Consider the following 18057-nt stretch of genomic DNA (forward strand, 5'->3'; position numbering starts at 1 on the left):
AGGAAACGGAGTGGTTAGATGAAAAGAATGATGATTTTTTTATCGATGTTGTTATCGGTAGTTTTATTGGGAAAAGAGGTAAATATTACCATACTTGGTACATCAGATGTACACGGAAGAATGGTGCCGTGGAATTATTCCACAGACAAGGCAGATTTTTCGGGATCGTACAGTCAGATTTCCGAAGTAATAAAAGATTACAGACAAAATAATAAAAATGTTATTGTAGTGGATATAGGGGATATAATTCAGGATAATTATATAGAAAAATTTATTAATGAACCTCAGCATCCGGCAATGACAGCACTAAACGAAATGAAATATGATATAATCATACCGGGAAATCATGAGTTTAACTTTGGCATGGATGCTTTGAACAAAGTATTCAAACAATTTGACGGAAAAGTTTTGTCAGCTAATATTTATTATAAAACCGGAGAAAGATATCTTGAACCAAGCACGATAATGACAGTAGACGGAATCAAAGTAGGTTTAATAGGTGCAACCACTCCTTTAGTAGAACAGTTTGAGGAAGAATCAGGAAATGTTAAGGATATGAGATTTGCAATGCCTGCAGATGAAATAAGAAAAGAAGTTCAGAATCTGAAAAAGCAGGGTGCAGATGTAATAGTACTTCTGGCTCATATGGGACTTCCAAATGAAAATAATATACCGGGAACAGGTGTAGTGGATATAGCAAACGAAGTTTCGGGAATTGATGTAATTATAGCAGGGCATGAGCATAAAAATGTAAGTAAGCAGGTAGTAAACGGAACAATAATAACTGAGCCTTACAGATACGGAGCTGCGATTTCTGTAGTTGACCTGAAATTTAACGTAGATGCCAAGGGAAAGAAAACACTTATAAACAAAGATGCAAAAACTATAAGTGTAAACAGTGAAAAATCAGATAAAAAAGTGGAAGAGATATATGCTCCATATAGTGAAATATTAATAAAAGATGCAAATGTAAAAGTAGGAGAAACTGCAAATGATATGGTACCTCAGGTACTGGTGAAAGGAATACCTTCTATTTATATGAAAGATTCGGGATTATCAACATTATTTGGTGATGTGCAGATTTATTACAGTAAGGCTGATGTAGTGTCATTCCTTGTGGATAATAAAAAAGCAGTGCTTAATAAAGGAGATATCAAAAAGAAAGATATAGCCAATAATTATCAGTATACTTCAGGGGAAACTACAGTGTACGAGCTTACGGGAAAAGATCTGAAAGATTATATGGAATGGTCGGCTGCATACTTTGATACTGTAAAGCCCGGTGATACCGAATACAGATATGATCCTGTAAGAGGAGCTTCAAAGTATATGACTTATGATATGTTCGGCGGAGTAAAGTATAAAATAGACTTGAGAGAAGCTCCGGGGAACAGAATAAAGGATCTGAGACTGGCAAAGGGAAATAAGAAGGTAACAGATGATATGAAAATCAAAGTAGGATTAAATGCTTACAGATATGAAATGCTGGTAGCCAAAGGAGGACCGCTTGAAGGAAGAAGAGTGGATCCTGTCTGGGATTCTAAAACTGCATTTGGTGAAGAAGAAGGAACTATTAGAAATATGACTATCAGATATATCAGAGATGCGAAAAAAGGAAAAATAGACGGTAAAGCACATGGTTACTGGGAAGTAATAGGAATAGAATAAACATAGAAAAACAGGAGGAAAAAATGAGTGTACATATAGCAGCTAAAAAAGGAGAAATAGCAGAAACAGTACTGCTTCCGGGAGATCCGTTGAGAGCAAAGTATATAGCAGAAAAATATCTGGAAAATCCTGTGCAGTATAATAATGTAAGAGGAATGATGGGATTTACTGGAACATATAAAGGAAAAAAAGTATCTGTTCAGGGAACAGGTATGGGGATACCTTCTATCTCAATTTATGCTACTGAACTGATCACAGAATACGGATGTAAAAATCTGATAAGAATAGGAAGTGCAGGCTCATACCAAAAAGATGTAAAAATAAGAGATATAGTAGTAGCAATGGCTACCTCTACTGACTCTAACATAAATAACCTCAGATTTCCGGGAGCTAATTTCGCACCGACTGCAAGTTACGAGCTTTTTGCAAAGGCTACAGCAGCTGCAAAAGAAAAGGGAATAGAATTCAAGGCAGGAAACGTAATGTCAAGCGATACTTTCTACGGTGATGATAAAGAAGCATGGAAACACTGGGCAGATTTTGGGATCCTGTGTGTGGAAATGGAAGCAGCAGGTCTTTATACACTTGGAGCCAAATATAATGTAAATACACTGGCTATTCTGACTATCAGTGATTCACTGGTTACAGGAGAAGCTACTACATCGGAAGAAAGAGAAAAAACATTTAATGACATGATAGAGATGGCTTTGGGTACTCTTTAAAAAATATAACATTATTAAGGAGAGTTTATGGTAAACTTATCTGAAAAGGAAATACTGGAGCTTATTGATGAAGCTGTAGAGATTTCCAAAAAAGCTTATGTTAATTATTCACATTTTCCTGTAGGAGCAGTTCTTATAGATGAAAACGGAAGAAAATTCAAAGGGGTAAATGTAGAAAATGCCTCATTCGGATTATCACTCTGTGCCGAAAGAAATGCTATTACCACTGCTGTTACAGACGGGATGAAAAAGATAAAAACACTGGTGGTTACAGGAGATACTGATAAACCAATCAGTCCATGCGGAGCATGCAGACAGTTTATGCTGGAATTCGCTGATGAGAATACAGTAATAATATTGTCTAATTATAACAGGGAATATAAAATATGCAGTATGGAAGACCTGCTTCCTTATTCGTTTAAGCTTTAATATACAGGGAAAGCTGTCCTTTTTTCAGTAAATAGTATGAAAAAGGACAGTTTTTATTATGAAATTTATTTTTCTGCTGTGCAGTGATTTATAATTTTGGGAGTCTGATATATTTTTATACAAATATATAATAAATTTTTGAAATAAAAGAGTATAAATGATACAATACTAATATGGAGGTGATATTATGAGAAGATTCCGGATACTTTATTTTCTAAGCTTTTTTATTCTGATGCTTCCATGTTTTGGAAATATAAAATGGGGAGCCGGAACAGAGGAAGCTCTTAAGTATTTTGGTGCCGGTTATGAAATTTCTGACTGCGGCGGGGGAACTGTGTGCTATACATATAAAAATGTAGAGAAAACAGATATAGTATTTACCGAGACCGGTTTGAGATTTCTGGATAATAAGCTGATTTCATGGTATGGAGCAAGTGATATAAATTCTGAAACTGCTTTGGATATAATGAAAGAATTTGAACAAAAATACGGGATGAAATTTGAACATATTGAGGAAGGCGGAATCAGCAGATTATTTTATAAGAATAATGACGGAGAGGTATATGTTTTTCTGATGAAGGAAGACTCCTTATACTATTTTACGGTTTACTACAAGGGAGCAGAGGAAATAAGGCTTGAAGCCGTGAAAGAACAGGAAATAAACCGTATTCATCCGGCAGAAAAAGAAAAAATAAGAAAGGATATCTAAGAGAGTTTATGGAAGATTTTTTTGAAAATTTAAATTGAAAAATGGCAGTGCATAATTGTAACGGCCATTTTTTATTTTCCAAATAAAAATTTTTATAAATAAAGTATATTTTGAAATATTCTAAAAAGTGATTTTGAAGCAGAATATTTCGATATTTGATATAAAGTGAAAAAATTAATTAAATAAAATATAAAAAAATGGGTTGACTTTTAATAAAAAGATGGTAAAAATAAATATGAATGAATTTTTTTTCATTCAAATAAAAGCAGAGGAGTGGTTATATGGGAATAAATTATACGGTTATTGTAATTGTAGTAGTTTACTTGATCGCAATGCTTCTTATTGGATGGTATTCGTATACAAAGATATCAAGTAATGAGGATTTTATGGTAGCAGGAAGAAGACTGGGGCCGGTACTTATGGCCGGAACACTTGCAGCTACTGAAATAGGAGGGGGAAGCTCGCTGGGTGTAGTGGAAAAGGCTTACGGCGACTGGGGAATGGGAGCTTCATGGTATATAATTACTATGGCGATAACATTTGGTTTTCTTACTTTTCTTGGTTCAAAATTCAGACAGTCAATGGTCAAAACTGTTCCGGAATATTTCAGAAGAAGATACGGGAGAAGCTCCGGAGCAATCACTTCCGTAATCATGATAATTCCACTTATAGGTCTTACAGCAACACAATTTATAGCATCCTCTACAATTATATCGGTAATGCTGGGAGTAGATTATAAAATAGCAGTTATACTTGTATCAGTAGTGGTAACAATTTATGCAGTCATGGGCGGTCTTTGGAGTGTAACGCTTACAGATTTTGTTCAGGTATTTCTGATTGTATTCGGAATGATGATTGCAATACCGTTTGCATTAAAGACTGTAGGCGGCTGGGATAATGTAGTGGCTACTCTTCCAAAAGAAAAATTTTATATGGTTAACAGCAGTATTAATTCCAAAACTATAATTTCATTAATTGTAATGTATCTGGCATCATTTACCGTAGGGCAGGAAGCTGTGTCAAGATATTATGCAGCAAGGGATGACAAGGCTGCTGTACAGGGTTCGCTTCTTGCAGGACTCATAAATATAATATATGCTTTTATCCCTACAGTTCTGGGTTTAATTACGCTAGCACTGGTGACAAACGGGACAATACCAAAAGATATAATAATGAAAGACGGTCCGAAGTACGCACTGCCGCTTTTGGCCATGCATACAATGCCTTCAGTGGTAATAGGACTTTTATTTGCCGGAATAATATCTGCAACTATGTCAAGTGCCGATTCTGATTTGCTAGGAGCCGGATCAATATTTGGAAATGATATATATAAAATATATATAAAGCCTGATGCAACAAGCAGCGAAGTAATGAGAACCACAAAAATAACAATGCTTGTTATAGGTTTTCTGGCTATGCTAGTAGCACTTATGAATAAAGGTAGTCTGATAAAGCTTCTGACGCTGTCATTTACTTTACGTGCAGCAGGAGCATTTTTCCCGTATGTTATGGGGCATTACTGGAAAAAGGCCTCGGCTGTGGGGACAGTAGCATCATTATTACTGGGTAGTTTCATTACACTATATGTGGAGATAAATAAAATAACAATTTTTGGATTAAAGGAGCCGATAATACCGGGACTGGCAGTCAGCTTTCTGGCATTTTTTATACTGACATTTTTGTTTCCGAATAAAAAGAACAGCACGGAATTAGCCGGAGAAGAAGAGTTTTAATATATAAAAAGCTGTTTTGTATGAATGCTTATGCAGGACAGTTTTTTTATTATTTTTATCAGCTGTTGTAAAATTATATAAAAGGCAGAGTATAGAACTAAAAATACGGTTTTTATCATTACTATGATTTAAAAACCGTATATTATAAAGCTATTTTTTAATTTTGTCCAGTTTTAGCAGAAGGTCTCTTGGATTTTTTAATTCAGATAATCTTTTTAATTTTACATTAGGAAAAGCATTTAGCAATCTTCGTTCATTGAACTTTAATTTACGCGTGTTCAGCTTTAATTCCAAATTTTCCTTTTCATGTATTCTTTTCTCTCTTATTTTTTCTTTAAGCTCATTTTTCTTGTTAATTTCCAGCTCTATAAAATCACTAAAGTGCTGTGATCTGACTTTGAGAGACGACTTTAGATTTTTTGCCTGCCCCTCCAGTTTAGAATGAAAATCTTTAAGGAAATTTTGTAATGAAAACATATTAAGCAGTGAAAATACAGTATCAACGGCCATCAAACATAAAATTGCCGAAGGAATAATTATGCCAAAAGAATTATAGAGCATTTCCACTATTTTGGTAACAAAAGGCTGAATAACCCTGACTACAAGAACACAGCCGATTCCCCAGAAAGCAGAGACAGGCAGGGCTATTCTGCCTTGAATATTAAATGGTACGTTATGATAATCCCACCATGTTGTATGAAAAATTTTTTCCAGAAAGTAAGAAGTAAAAAATTCAAGCAGAGTAACAATAATCGTAGAAAAAATATACAAAAGTATGAGATTATTATGAAATGGTTCTATAAAATATAAAACCATAATAATTCCAAAACCATAGATCGGACAGTATGGTCCGATTAGGAATCCCCGGTATATGAATTTACCGGCTTTTAAGGAGCAGTAAATGGTTTCCCACAGCCATCCCATGACAGAGTAAATAAAGAAGAAAAGAATAACTTCGCTGTAAAATTTTGTCATATTTCACCTCTTGTTTTATTTTTATATTAGCAGGATTTATAATACATTGTCAATAAACATAAAAAAATTATTTTTTTATACATAAATATCTTATTTTAAATAATTCTGGATAAATGATATAATATTTATAAATTTTTATAGTAAAGAAAATTTGCTGAAAAAAGCTGCCGGATAAAATATTAAGGGAGGATAATTATGAGCAGAAAATTTTTACTGATTTTGGGATTAACGGTATTTTTACTATTACTAGCAGGGTGCAACAGCGATAAAACTGATACAGATTCAAATAAAGAAAAAAATATGTCTTCCGAGGATGAATATGAAATTAGGGATATAAGAATGGGAATTAATGATTCGGGAAAATTTACAGTAATTGGAAAGCTTAAAAATAAAGGGATAAAGAAAGAATATACAGAGATTTTGATCCCGTGCTATGATAAAAACGGGGCAGAATTGGAAAAAGCCTTTGACAGTTCTGAAAATATAGATTCAGGCGGGGAATGGAAATTTCATGCTGTATATTCGGGAGATGGTATTCCGGCAGTGTGCAGACCGGAAGAAGTTGAAGTGATCACTTATTAGTATTTGTTTTGTGTCCTGTGGTCAATGTAAGATTATGATGCTGTAAAAAGAATAAATCAGCAAGTGATTATTTTAAGCGGTATAAATTTAGAGTTTTACATATTGACATGGAGTAAGCTCCATATTGTATAATTATGTTATATGAAAGGAGATGCCATGAAGTATTATAAAATAGGCGAGGTTTCTAAAAAAACAGAATTAAGCAGGGATACACTAAGGTATTATGAAAAAATAGGCTTAATAAGACAGCTGGAAAAAGATAGTTCAGGAAGAAAAAAATATTCTGAAGGGGATATAGCATGGATTGAGTTTCTGAAAAGGCTGAAGACTACAAGAATGTCACTGAAGGATATAGGAAGATACGCCGAGCTTAGATATGCCGGAGATCAGACTTCCGGTGAACGTAAAAAACTGCTTGCAAAGCAGCTTGAAAAAATAATAGAGGAAATGGAAAGGCTCACAGAAACAAAGGAAATATTAGTAGAGAAAATAAAAGTATATAATGAGACAGAAAAAAAACAGCAAAAATTAACACAATGATAAGAAAGGTGCGTTCAGCGTCATTTTTGAAATATAAAAAGATTATTATATCAGTATCAAAAATTATGAATAAGACTTTTTTGCTGTAATAAGTCTGTAAATAACTGAAAAATATTGAAAAAATCCTAAAGTTATGATAGAATGTATATTATTTTTAGAGAAAAAATATTATTTTAAAATAAAGTCATAGTGAAAAGGACTCAAAAGCACTTTTGGGTCTTTTTTTGTGGCTAAATTTCTGGTAAAGACATATGGAAAAGATATACAGAAAGGTAATTTTAATGGAAAAATACGGAAAATTAGGCAATGAGAATGTAGTAAAGCTGTTATTTGAATTCTCGGTTCCTGCGGTTATTGCAGGAATGATAGCAGCACTTTATACAGTAATAGACAGAATATTCATAGGGAGATTTGTAGGGGAAATAGAATTTTCCGGAGTATCTGCCACATTTCCCATAATGATTTTTTATATAGCATTTGCTTCATTAATAGGTATAGGGGCAAGTGCAAGCATATCTCTGAATCTCGGAAGAGGGAATAAGAAAAGAGCAGAGCATATTTTGGGAAATGCCTTTTCATGCTTTAATATACTGGGAATATTAATTATAGTATTTAATTATGTTTTTCTAGATCAGATATTACGCGCATTCGGGGTAACGGAAAATACTTTTATACATGCGAAATCTTTTATGATATATCTCATTCCTACATGTTATATGACATTTCTTACATATGGCTTCGCAGGTGTAATAAGGGCAGAAGGAAATCCCAAAACCGCAATGAATATCAATATAGCGGGGGCATTAATTAATATAATTCTGGATCCTCTGTTTATAATAGTATTCAAAATGGGTGTGGCAGGAGCAGCAATAGCTACGCTGATATCAAATCTTGCAGCAGCTTTGCTTGTAATATATCATTTTACTTATTCAAAAAAATCTTCTTTAAAAATAAGAAGAAAGTACTTTAAATTAAACGCAAAAATACTGAATCAGATAGTGAAAATAGGCATTTCACCTTTTATACTGCAGGTTTCATTATGTCTTGTAGGTCTTGCTGCTAATAATATGATAAAAATTTATGGTAATGACTATGATTTTGGAATTTACGGGGTTTTGAATACTTATCTGATAGTTATATTTTCTGTAGTACTTGGAATAAGTCAGGGAGCACAGCCGATAATAGGTTATAATTATGGAATGAAGAATTACAGACGTGTGGAGGAAGCATTATTTAAATCAATGAGCTTTACTACTGTTTTTTCCATATTATGTCTTGTGATAACACTTATTTTTTCAAGAGAATTATCTGGTATATTTGTAAAAGATGAAATAATTATAAACAGAACAGCACCAGCACTAATAATGTTTTTAATGTCTCTGCCTGTATACGGAATTCTGATTATAGGAGTTGATTTCTTTCAGGTAGTGGAGGAGGCTAAAACTTCCAGTATTTTATTCTTTATGAGACATTTTGTACTTGCTCTGGGAACTATGTTTTTACTTCCGGTATTAATAGGAATAAGCGGTGTATGGCTTTCAAGAACAATTTCTGATTTTATTTATCTTCCGGCAGTTCTGTATTGTCAATGGAAGTGGCTGAAAAAACTGAAATTTAAGATAAAGGAACAGCAGCAGAATGTAAAATAAAAATATTATCAGGGAATTTTTATATTAATAACGTCTATTCAAAATCAAGCAGATTGCGATAATATATTTTATTAAATAAAAAAATATAACGAAATTCTAAGATAATAATGCTAGAATGATTATTCAGTATATGACGATGTTATGTACTGAATAATTAATGAAAGGCGGTATAAGATGAAAAAAGGATTATTAGTTTTAGCAGCTGTGACTGTATCGCTGATATGTTATGGGGCAGGTTCAAGAGATACAGGGATACAGCGAAAAAAAGATGCTTTGGAAAGAAAGTATCAAAAGTGTATGAGATACAGCAGATATAAAGAGAACTGTCAGAAGTATCAGGATATCAAGAACAGCATAAAGTAACAGACAGAGAAATTATGTAAAATAAATTTGCATCACAGGAGGAATTATGAGAATTCTATTAATGATATTATTTTTGACACTTTCTGCAACAGTAATATCAAATGTATTCAGCCCGGAAGCGGAAAAGTATCTGGAAGAATATAATTATCTGCCTCAGGACAGTTATTACCAAGGGTATTGCTGCTCACAGGAGCGGGATTTTTAGTTTTTTGCAGGTATTCCACATACAAAATTTTTTTACGCCAGTCTTTGATTTTTAAGACTGGCGTTTTTTAAATAAATAATTACAGATTATTTTTACTAAATACTTAAAATATGATAAAATATATCATTAAAATAAATCTGAAAAGAGGATGATGAAAATAGAGTACAGAATAGATATAAGAAAGTTTTCTGAAAAAGATTTTCAGAAATATTTTCAGCTTGTCAGCAATGAAAAAATCATGTCAATGATAACAGGAAGAGCTCTGCAGCGTGAAGAAGCAGAGGAAAGATACAGAAGACTTCTTAATGGAAATAAGATACATGAAGCTTTCGGAAGCTTTATGATTTTGGAGAAGAAAAGCGGGTGCTTTTTGGGATACGGGAAAATGGTGCTGGATACAGAAAATAAAGCAGAAGCAGAAACAGGATATATGCTGTTTCCTGAATATTGGGGAAGAGGCTATGCTACTGAAATAACAAAGCTGCTCGTGGAAAAAGCTGAAAAAACCGGAATACTGGACAGAGTGACAGCAATTATCGATCCTGAAAATACAGCTTCCAGAAATGTTTTGTTAAAAAACGGCTTTGTTTCTGAAAAAATATGTGATATTGACGGACTTCCGGGTGAAATTCTCTGTAAAAGACTAAAATAGGAAATCAGCCAGCTTTTCTATATGGAAGATAAGTTACATAAAAAATTCTCAGTACAGACATGAAGTTTTTTATGTCCCGTTGGAATAAAGCAGGAAATATGATAAAATTTAAGTACTAAAATACAGATGATTCAAAATAAGAGGTAATTAATATGCTAAACTGTGTAAAAATAAACAGGGAAAATATAATAAAAAATTTAAAAAGAATCAGGAATATGACACCGCTCATATGTGTGGTAAAGGATGATGCTTATGGTCTTGGTATAGAAAATATACTTCCTGTTTTATATAATGAAGGGGAACGGTATTATGCCGTTGCTTTTTTTGAGGAAGCCTCGGAAATAAGAAAAATGTATGAGGATGTAAATATAATTATCCTTAATTATACAGAAGAAGAAAAACTTCATGAGGCAGTAAAGGATAAAATAGAGGTATCGGTTTTCAGTATGCTCCAGCTTCACCGATATATAGAGATTCTAGGGGATAAAATACCGGAACTTGGAATTCATATAAAATTTAATACCGGGATGAACAGGCTGGGCTTTGATATAGAAGAAACACCGGAACTATGCCGCATAATAAGCGAAAATAATTTACAGGTAAAATCAGTTTTTTCACATATTTCAAATTCCGAGAATATTGAGAATACTGAAAAACAGCTTGAAAAATTCGAAAATATAACGAATCTGCTGAAAAAACACGAAATTAATTATGGTTTCAGACATATTTCAGCAAGTCCCGCTTTATTTCAATATACGGGGAAGTATAATTTTGATTTTTCCCGAGTGGGAATGGCTATATACGGACTGGAACCGCTGAGTAAAGACACAGGTCTTGAAAAATGTATCAGCATCGAATCAAAAATAATAAATATAAAAAATGTAAAAAAAGGTGAATATATCTCTTACGGTGAAAATAACAGGCTGGAAAAAGATACTGCAGTAGGTATAATTCCAATGGGCTATGCTCAGGGAATACAAATGCAGATTGAAAATAAGGGGGCATATGCATTGATAAACGGGAAAAAGGCTCCTGTAATAGGTGAAGTCTGTATGGATATGCTTCTTCTGGATATAAGCGGAATAGAAAACGTAAATCTTCTGGACAGTGTGGTTCTTTTGGGAAAATCCGGCAATGAGGAGATAACCCTCAGGGATATTTCAAAATGGACAAGTACAATTCAAGATGATATAATAACCAAGATAAGTAAAAAAATAAAAAGAATTATTACTCAAGGAGAGTTATGGAAAAAATAGCATTAATAATGGCCGGGGGTTCCGGCACGAGATTTTGGCCGCTATCCACGGAAGATAAACCAAAACAGTTTTTGAATTTAGTTTCCGAAAAATCAATGATAAGAGAAACAATAGAAAGAACTGTGAAAATTATCCCTTTTGAAAAAATATTCATAGCAACAAATATAAAATATCTGGAAAATATAAAGAAAGAAATACCTGAAATACCCGACGAAAATATAATACTGGAGCCGATAGCACGTGATACGGCTGCCTGCATAGCATATGCAGGACTTATAATCAGGAAGAAATATCCTGACAGTATAATGGCAGTGCTTCCCTCGGATCATCTTATAAAAAAGGAAGAAGAGTTTCTTCACAGTCTGGAAAATGCCTTTAAAAAAGCTGAAGAGGATCATATAATAACACTGGGAATAAAGCCTACATATCCTGAAACAGGCTACGGCTATATAGAGTACAGAAAGAATGATACAGACATGGAAATATGCAGTGTAAAATCTTTCAGGGAAAAACCGAATTTTGAAACAGCGGAAAAATATATAGAAAAAGGAAATTTTCTTTGGAACAGCGGCATGTTTATATGGAAAACAGATCTGATAATAAATGAAATAAAGAAGTATATGCCTTCTCATAAAGCTGTACTGGAGGAAATAGAGGAAGCTCTTACAGGAAAAGATCTTTTCGGAATAAGTCTGAGTGATTATGTGAAAGATATTTTCTGTAAATTTGAAAAGATATCCATAGATTTCGGTGTTATGGAAAAGTCTAAGCTTGTAAAGGTAATACCTATAGATATAGGATGGAACGATGTCGGCAGTTTCAGATCTTTGGAAGAAGTTTTTCCGCAGGATAAGGACGGAAACATTATAAGGGAAGAAACCGAAGGAACTTATTACGAGCTTGATTCGGAAGATAACATTATTATAAACAAGGAAAATAAAATAATAGCAACTATAGGGCTTGAACACTTTGTAGTAGTGAATACAGGGGATGCCCTGCTGATATGCCATAAGGATAAAACACAGGAAATAAAAAAAATGATGGACAAAATTAATAAATAATAAAACAAAAGATTTTTTTGAAAATTATACTGTGAAATTGCCGGATTATGATTTTCAAAGAGGTCTAATATAGACAGGAGTGAGTGAATTGTTATATCCATTAAGATTTAAAAAGGTATTTATAGACAAAATATGGGGCGGAGATGCATTAGAAAATGTATTGGGAATGGATATTCCCGCCGGAAGAAAAATCGGTGAATCATGGGAGATAAGTGCACATTCGCATGGTATGAGTATAGTAGAAAATGGGGAATTAGCCGGAAAAACACTGCAGGAAGTATTGGATGAATATAAGGGAGAGCTCGTGGGAGATAAAGTATATAATGAGTATAAAAATTTATTTCCGCTTTTGATTAAGTATCTTGACGTAAACGACAGACTTTCTATACAGGTGCATCCAAGCGACGAATACGCAATGAAGCATGAAAATGAACTGGGGAAAAGCGAGTCATGGTATGTAATAGAAGCAAGCGATGATGCTAAGCTGATTCTTGGGATGAAAGACGGAATGACTAAAGAGAAATTTGTAGAAAAAGCCAAGAAAAATGATTTTGATGATATGTTTGATATAAAGCCTGTAAAAAAAGGAGACTTTATTGATATTAATCCGGGAACAGTACATGCATCACTGGAAGGAAGCATTCTTATAGCCGAAATCCAGGAAAATTCCGATGTTACTTACAGAATTTATGATTTTGACAGAGAAGAAAACGGAGTGAAAAGGGAACTGCATATTGATAAAGCGGCAGAAGTCATAGACTTTGGAATGAAGGTAAATATTATTTCGGGAAATCTTTCAGGTGCCGAAACTAAAAAGAGACTTGTAGAAAAAAAATATTACACTATAGATAAAATAAAACTGGATAATACAGACATGGAGGATATCAATGGTGAGAGCATGATAATTTACTCTATTCTGGACGGAACGGGAAAAATAAAATATGAAAAAGGAGAGCTGGAAATAAAAAAAGGAGAGTCTATTTTAATTCCGGTAAATGTAAAAGTAAATATTGAAGGAAATCTGGAGCTGCTTAGAACAATAATCTAAAAATTATAAGGAGATATAGTATGAAAAAAGTTATCAAAACAGCATTTTTACTGATGATGATTATGGTAAATACTGCAATGTGCATGGGGAATACAGGAGAAAAAGCAAAACAAAATATAACTTCTTTTTTTGAGAATACAGACAGTCTGAAAGTGACAAATCCTTTGATAAGTGAAAGTAAGAGAACTAACAGTCAGGGAGAAAGTATATGTATAGACCCCGGACATCAGAGAAAAGGTAATAACGGGAAGGAAGAAATAGCACCGGGTTCGAGTATTACCAAGCCGAAAGTTTCGTCGGGAACTTCCGGAACTGCAACAAAAAAAGACGAGTATGTACTTACTCTTGAAATTGGTCTGAAATTAAAAGAAAAGCTCGAATCAGAAGGATATAATGTAATAATGACAAGAGAGACACATGATGTAAATATAAGCAATAAAGAAAGATCAGTTATGACGAACAAGGCGGGATGTTCACTTTATATCAGACTGCATGCCGACGGGTCGGAAAACAGAAATGCAGCAGGAATTTCCGTACTTACATCATCATCTAAAAACCAATATACACAAAAGGTTCAGGCTTCAAGTGACAGATTTTCAAAAATAATACTGGAAGAAACATTGAAAACTACAGGGGCTAAAAACAGAGGTGTAAGCTACAGAGATGATCTTACAGGAACAAACTGGTCTACAATAACAAATACTCTGATAGAAATGGGATTTATGTCAAATGCTGAAGAGGACAGAAAATTATCAACACCTGAATATCAGAATAAAATAGTAAACGGAATAGTGAATGGAATAAACAGATATTTAAAAGAAAAATAGAATACGGCAGATCAGGGCAGTTTTATAATTTTATAGAATGCCCTTTTTAAATATCTTAGAAAAAAATATTTGAACCATGACATACAGGTGTCACAGGTATGCTTTATAATAAAAGCATAATGAATCTAATAATTATGAATCAACCGAAGGGAGAAAAAATATGAATATAAAAGTAAACGGAATAACATTGGAATACAGTAAGGAGGGTACAGGAGAGCCGCTTATACTTCTGCACGGAAACGGTGAGGATCATCATATTTTTGATAAGCTTGCGGAAAAATTAAAAGAAAAGTTTACAGTATATGCAATAGACAGCAGAAATCACGGAAAAAGCTCTATGACAGATGATTTTTCTTATGAAACAATGGCAGAAGATATATTTTCATTTATTAATGCTTTGGAACCGGGCGGAGTATCTCTGGTAGGATTTAGTGACGGGGCTGTTATCAGTTTATTTCTGGCACTAAAATATCCGGATATAATAAAAAAAATGGCTCTGCTGGGAGTCAATCTGAAGCCGTCGGATTTTAAGAAAAATTGTTATGAGTATGTAAAGAAAGAATATGAAAAAACTAAAAATCCTTTGTTTAAGCTGATGCTGGAAGAACCAAATATAGAACTGGACAGGCTTGCCGGAATAAATATCCCGTCTTTGATAATTGCCGGAGAAGACGATATCTTTTATAGAAAAACATTTACAGATGCAGCAGAAACTATGCCTTATGCAGAACTGATGATTTTGGAGGGACATGATCATGACAGTTATATAACAGGCAATGATCTTTTATATCCGGAATTAAGTACCTTTTTCAGCAAATAAATTTTAAAATAACAGAAATAAAAAAGCTGTATAAAAATAGGATTATTTATGGCAAAATCATAATTATCTATTTTTTATACAGCTGTTATTATTTATTTCAGCCTGTTAATAAACTCATTTTCATCACTGATTGTTTCAGCTACAACACTTGTGATTTTTCCGTTTTTATCAATAAAAATATTAGTAGGGACAAATTTTACCTGTGTTCCTTCCACAAAAACACTGTTATAGTCAAAATAAACAGGGAATGTAAATTTTTCTTTGCTCAGATACTCTTTTACCTTCTCTTCTGATGAACGTCTCTCAATAAAAATCACTGCAAAATTATATTTGTTTTTATTTTTACGGTAAAATTTTTCAAGAACAGGAAGCTCTTCATGACAGTCAGGACACCATTCAGCAGCAGTAACAATAATGGTTTTTTTATTTTTGTCAAAAACCCTGCTGCTGGGTATTTTTTTACCATTAAGTGTTTCCAGTGTAAAAACAGGGAATGTATTTCCTTCCTGAAGATCAACACTGAAAGTATCAGATGCAGAAGTATTTTCACTATAGGCAGAAACTGATAAGAGAACGCCTAAAATTAAAACTGATAATAAAACTGTAAATTTTTTCATTTTTTCTCCTTATGATTTTAGTTTTTATTTATTAATTATATTTTTCATATTTTATTATAAGACCTGATCTATGAATATGATATATAAATCATACCATATAATAAGCCGTATTTATAAGTGTTTCTGTAAAAAAGCCCTGTTATCTGCTGTTTTTTAAAAGATTCTGCATTTCTTTGATTTCTGCGGGCTGGGTAGCCAGTATATTTTTTGAGATATTAATAAGTTTTTTGTTTTTCCCTGTTTTTAGATAAGCTTTCGCCATTTCCACAGCTCCTTCATGATGTACAATCATATTTTCCAGAAAAACCTGTGTAGCCTGATCAGGGGTGAGTTTTCCAGAAGGAAGCTTCATTTTTTTCATCATATTTCCCATAATATTTTCCATACTTTTTTGAAAAGATGTGCTGTCATTTCCTGTCAGAGCATCGGACTTTATAAGCTCCTGCATATCCTGTACTTCAGTACTCTGGGCCTTTATGATTCTGGCGGCCAGATCAGCTACTTTGGGATCCTTAGTTATATCCTTTATTCCGGAACTGGTAATAATGGCAGCTTCATGATGAAGAGTCATATAAACTGCGAAGATATTACCGGCATCGGTAGTAAGATAAGCACTGTTATCACCCATCATTATATCATGAGCAAACTTTTCACATTCAGAATAAGTCCGGAATTTTTGAGAAGTCAGCACATCTACCGGTGCCATTACGTCAAACAGCGGAATAACCGCAAGATAGTCATAATTCATTTTCATGGTAGGATTTTCCATAGTATGAGTCTGGTTATGCGAATCTGCAGCTGCTGAAGCTATATTACCCGAAAGAATCAGTGCAGAAATAATTAAAATCATTTTTTTCATTTTTATTTACCTCCTGTGTATATGAATGTAATGTCCGGTTCATAATCAATGTTGTATAACTAAAGATGAATCCGGAAGGACAATAAAGTACCCGCTACCTGTATAAGAAGTTTTCAGCATAAAAATAAACAGGGTGCAGGTGACCTTACAATACATTATATCAAAAAATACAGAAAGATAAAAATAAATAAGACTTTTTGATTATTAAGCAGACATTTTAGTCTGAAAAACCTGATTTTTATAATATTATTATTTATTATATCAGCATAATAAAAAAGCAGAATATACCGAATAAAAAAATACTGTTCCGCTTTTTGTTTTTAAATTGAAGAAAAGTCTGTTAAGTGTTATAATAGATAAAAAAACAAGGAGATATAAATAATGGATAAAAGTCTTACAGAAGCAAAAAGAGTTTTTGAAGCTGAAATTGAAGAACTGGTAAAAGTAAAAGACAGACTGGATGAAAATTTTTCAAAGATGGTGGACATGATTTATGAGTCAAGCGGGAAAGTAGTAATTACCGGTATCGGCAAGTCGGGACATATAGGCAAAAAAATATCTGCTACTCTGGCTTCTACAGGAACAAATTCGGTATTTATAAATGCAGCCGAAGCACTTCACGGAGATCTCGGGGTTATTAAAAAAGGAGATATAGTATTAGCTATTTCAAACAGCGGAAATTCTGATGAAATATCTAATATACTGCCTTCTGTGAGAAGAATAGGCGCTGATATAATTGCTTTTACGGGGAATAAAATTTCCGCACTTGGAAAAGAGGCAGACCTGATAATAAATATAGCAATAGATAAAGAAGCCTGCCCGATGGGACTTGCTCCGATGACATCAGCTACGGTAACGCTGGTAATGGGAGATGCACTTGCTGCTGCATTAATGCAGAAGAGAGACTTTAAACCGGAAAATTATGCAGTATACCATCCGGGAGGAAGTCTGGGAAGAAGACTTCTTTTGAAAGTAAAAGATCTTATGCATAAGAATGACGAGCTTCCGAAGCTTACCAAAGATACTCATATAGATACAGTGCTTATGGAGCTTACAAAGAAAAAAATGGGAGCTGTGTGTATAGCAGAAGATGACAGGCTTATAGGAATTATAACAGAAGGTGACATAAGACGGGCACTGACGCATAAGGAGAAATTTTTTGATTATACAGCAGAAGATGTAATGACTAAAAATCCTGTTTATGTTACACCAGAAATACAGGCAATAGAAGCACTGGAAAAAATGGAAGCGAGAGAAAGCCAGATCACTGTACTTCCTGTAGTTGATAATGATAAACTGGTAGGAATAATAAGAATACATGATTTATTAAATTTAAGATAGA

Annotated in this window: 20 protein-coding genes; 17 read left to right on the forward strand and 3 right to left on the reverse strand. The window is 33.5% G+C overall.

Features of this window, described 5'->3' with window-relative positions:
• The first annotated feature begins 18 nt into the window (after positions 1-18).
• The 5 genes from STERM_RS08820 (at position 19) to STERM_RS08840 (ending at position 5261) form a co-directional block, all read left to right on the forward strand.
• The gene (locus STERM_RS08820) at positions 19-1668 is read left to right on the forward strand and encodes a bifunctional metallophosphatase/5'-nucleotidase (protein ID WP_012861244.1); all 1650 of its coding nucleotides are present in this window, start codon (positions 19-21) and stop codon (positions 1666-1668) included.
• A 23-nt stretch (positions 1669-1691) separates the two neighbouring features.
• Positions 1692-2390: a purine-nucleoside phosphorylase gene (gene deoD / locus STERM_RS08825; protein WP_012861245.1), complete on the forward strand. Its 699-nt coding sequence runs from the start codon at positions 1692-1694 to the stop codon at positions 2388-2390.
• 27 nt (positions 2391-2417) lie between these two features.
• Positions 2418-2819 (forward strand): cytidine deaminase, encoded by a 402-nt coding sequence (cdd, locus tag STERM_RS08830; protein ID WP_012861246.1) that lies wholly within the window; start codon positions 2418-2420, stop codon positions 2817-2819.
• Positions 2820-3006: 187 nt separating this feature from the next.
• Positions 3007-3528, forward strand: coding sequence for a hypothetical protein (locus tag STERM_RS08835; protein WP_012861247.1), 522 nt, complete (start codon positions 3007-3009; stop codon positions 3526-3528).
• A 281-nt stretch (positions 3529-3809) separates the two neighbouring features.
• Complete coding sequence (locus STERM_RS08840) at positions 3810-5261, forward strand: sodium:solute symporter family protein (protein ID WP_012861248.1); 1452 nt, start codon at positions 3810-3812, stop codon at positions 5259-5261.
• Between the two features lie 150 nt (positions 5262-5411).
• Here the strand turns inward: STERM_RS08840 and STERM_RS08845 are convergent, their stop codons facing one another.
• Positions 5412-6236, reverse strand: coding sequence for a putative ABC transporter permease (locus tag STERM_RS08845; RefSeq protein WP_012861249.1), 825 nt, complete (start codon positions 6234-6236; stop codon positions 5412-5414).
• A gap of 195 nt (positions 6237-6431) precedes the next feature.
• Between STERM_RS08845 and STERM_RS08850 the strand changes: the two genes are divergently transcribed.
• From STERM_RS08850 to STERM_RS08895, 11 genes are all read left to right on the forward strand, one after another.
• A complete protein-coding gene (locus STERM_RS08850) occupies positions 6432-6818 on the forward strand; it encodes an FxLYD domain-containing protein (protein WP_012861250.1) in 387 nt (128 codons plus the stop codon).
• 156 nt (positions 6819-6974) lie between these two features.
• Positions 6975-7358 carry a MerR family transcriptional regulator gene (locus STERM_RS08855; RefSeq protein ID WP_012861251.1) on the forward strand — a complete coding sequence of 128 codons (384 nt, stop codon included), beginning with the start codon at positions 6975-6977 and terminating at the stop codon, positions 7356-7358.
• A gap of 251 nt (positions 7359-7609) precedes the next feature.
• The gene (locus STERM_RS08860) at positions 7610-9007 is read left to right on the forward strand and encodes an MATE family efflux transporter (protein WP_049768976.1); all 1398 of its coding nucleotides are present in this window, start codon (positions 7610-7612) and stop codon (positions 9005-9007) included.
• 174 nt (positions 9008-9181) lie between these two features.
• Positions 9182-9370 (forward strand): hypothetical protein, encoded by a 189-nt coding sequence (locus tag STERM_RS08865; RefSeq protein ID WP_012861253.1) that lies wholly within the window; start codon positions 9182-9184, stop codon positions 9368-9370.
• Positions 9371-9416: 46 nt separating this feature from the next.
• A complete protein-coding gene (locus STERM_RS22155; RefSeq protein ID WP_012861254.1) occupies positions 9417-9575 on the forward strand; it encodes a hypothetical protein in 159 nt (52 codons plus the stop codon).
• Between the two features lie 151 nt (positions 9576-9726).
• Entirely contained in the window at positions 9727-10227 is a 501-nt protein-coding gene (locus STERM_RS08870; RefSeq protein WP_012861255.1) for a GNAT family N-acetyltransferase, read from the forward strand.
• Between the two features lie 152 nt (positions 10228-10379).
• Positions 10380-11483, forward strand: coding sequence for an alanine racemase (gene alr / locus STERM_RS08875; protein ID WP_012861256.1), 1104 nt, complete (start codon positions 10380-10382; stop codon positions 11481-11483).
• On the forward strand, positions 11471-12544 hold the full coding sequence (locus tag STERM_RS08880) for a mannose-1-phosphate guanylyltransferase (RefSeq protein ID WP_012861257.1): 1074 nt from the start codon (positions 11471-11473) through the stop codon (positions 12542-12544). Before alr ends, STERM_RS08880 begins: the two co-directional genes overlap by 13 nt.
• Before the next feature lie 88 nt (positions 12545-12632).
• On the forward strand, positions 12633-13592 hold the full coding sequence (locus tag STERM_RS08885) for a type I phosphomannose isomerase catalytic subunit (RefSeq protein ID WP_012861258.1): 960 nt from the start codon (positions 12633-12635) through the stop codon (positions 13590-13592).
• Between the two features lie 20 nt (positions 13593-13612).
• Positions 13613-14419, forward strand: coding sequence for an N-acetylmuramoyl-L-alanine amidase family protein (locus tag STERM_RS08890; protein WP_012861259.1), 807 nt, complete (start codon positions 13613-13615; stop codon positions 14417-14419).
• Positions 14420-14579: 160 nt separating this feature from the next.
• Positions 14580-15239, forward strand: coding sequence for an alpha/beta fold hydrolase (locus STERM_RS08895; protein ID WP_012861260.1), 660 nt, complete (start codon positions 14580-14582; stop codon positions 15237-15239).
• Between the two features lie 92 nt (positions 15240-15331).
• On the opposite strand, the gene STERM_RS08900 is transcribed toward STERM_RS08895, so the two are convergent.
• Positions 15332-15856: a TlpA family protein disulfide reductase gene (locus STERM_RS08900; RefSeq protein ID WP_012861261.1), complete on the reverse strand. Its 525-nt coding sequence runs from the start codon at positions 15854-15856 to the stop codon at positions 15332-15334.
• Between the two features lie 139 nt (positions 15857-15995).
• Positions 15996-16715, reverse strand: coding sequence for a DUF305 domain-containing protein (locus STERM_RS21220; RefSeq protein WP_012861262.1), 720 nt, complete (start codon positions 16713-16715; stop codon positions 15996-15998).
• Between the two features lie 378 nt (positions 16716-17093).
• Between STERM_RS21220 and STERM_RS08910 the strand changes: the two genes are divergently transcribed.
• Positions 17094-18056 carry a KpsF/GutQ family sugar-phosphate isomerase gene (locus tag STERM_RS08910; protein WP_172491623.1) on the forward strand — a complete coding sequence of 321 codons (963 nt, stop codon included), beginning with the start codon at positions 17094-17096 and terminating at the stop codon, positions 18054-18056.
• Position 18057 lies beyond the last annotated feature (1 nt).

Origin of the sequence: Sebaldella termitidis ATCC 33386, assembly GCF_000024405.1 — a bacterium.
In the GTDB taxonomy this organism is placed as follows: domain Bacteria; phylum Fusobacteriota; class Fusobacteriia; order Fusobacteriales; family Leptotrichiaceae; genus Sebaldella; species Sebaldella termitidis.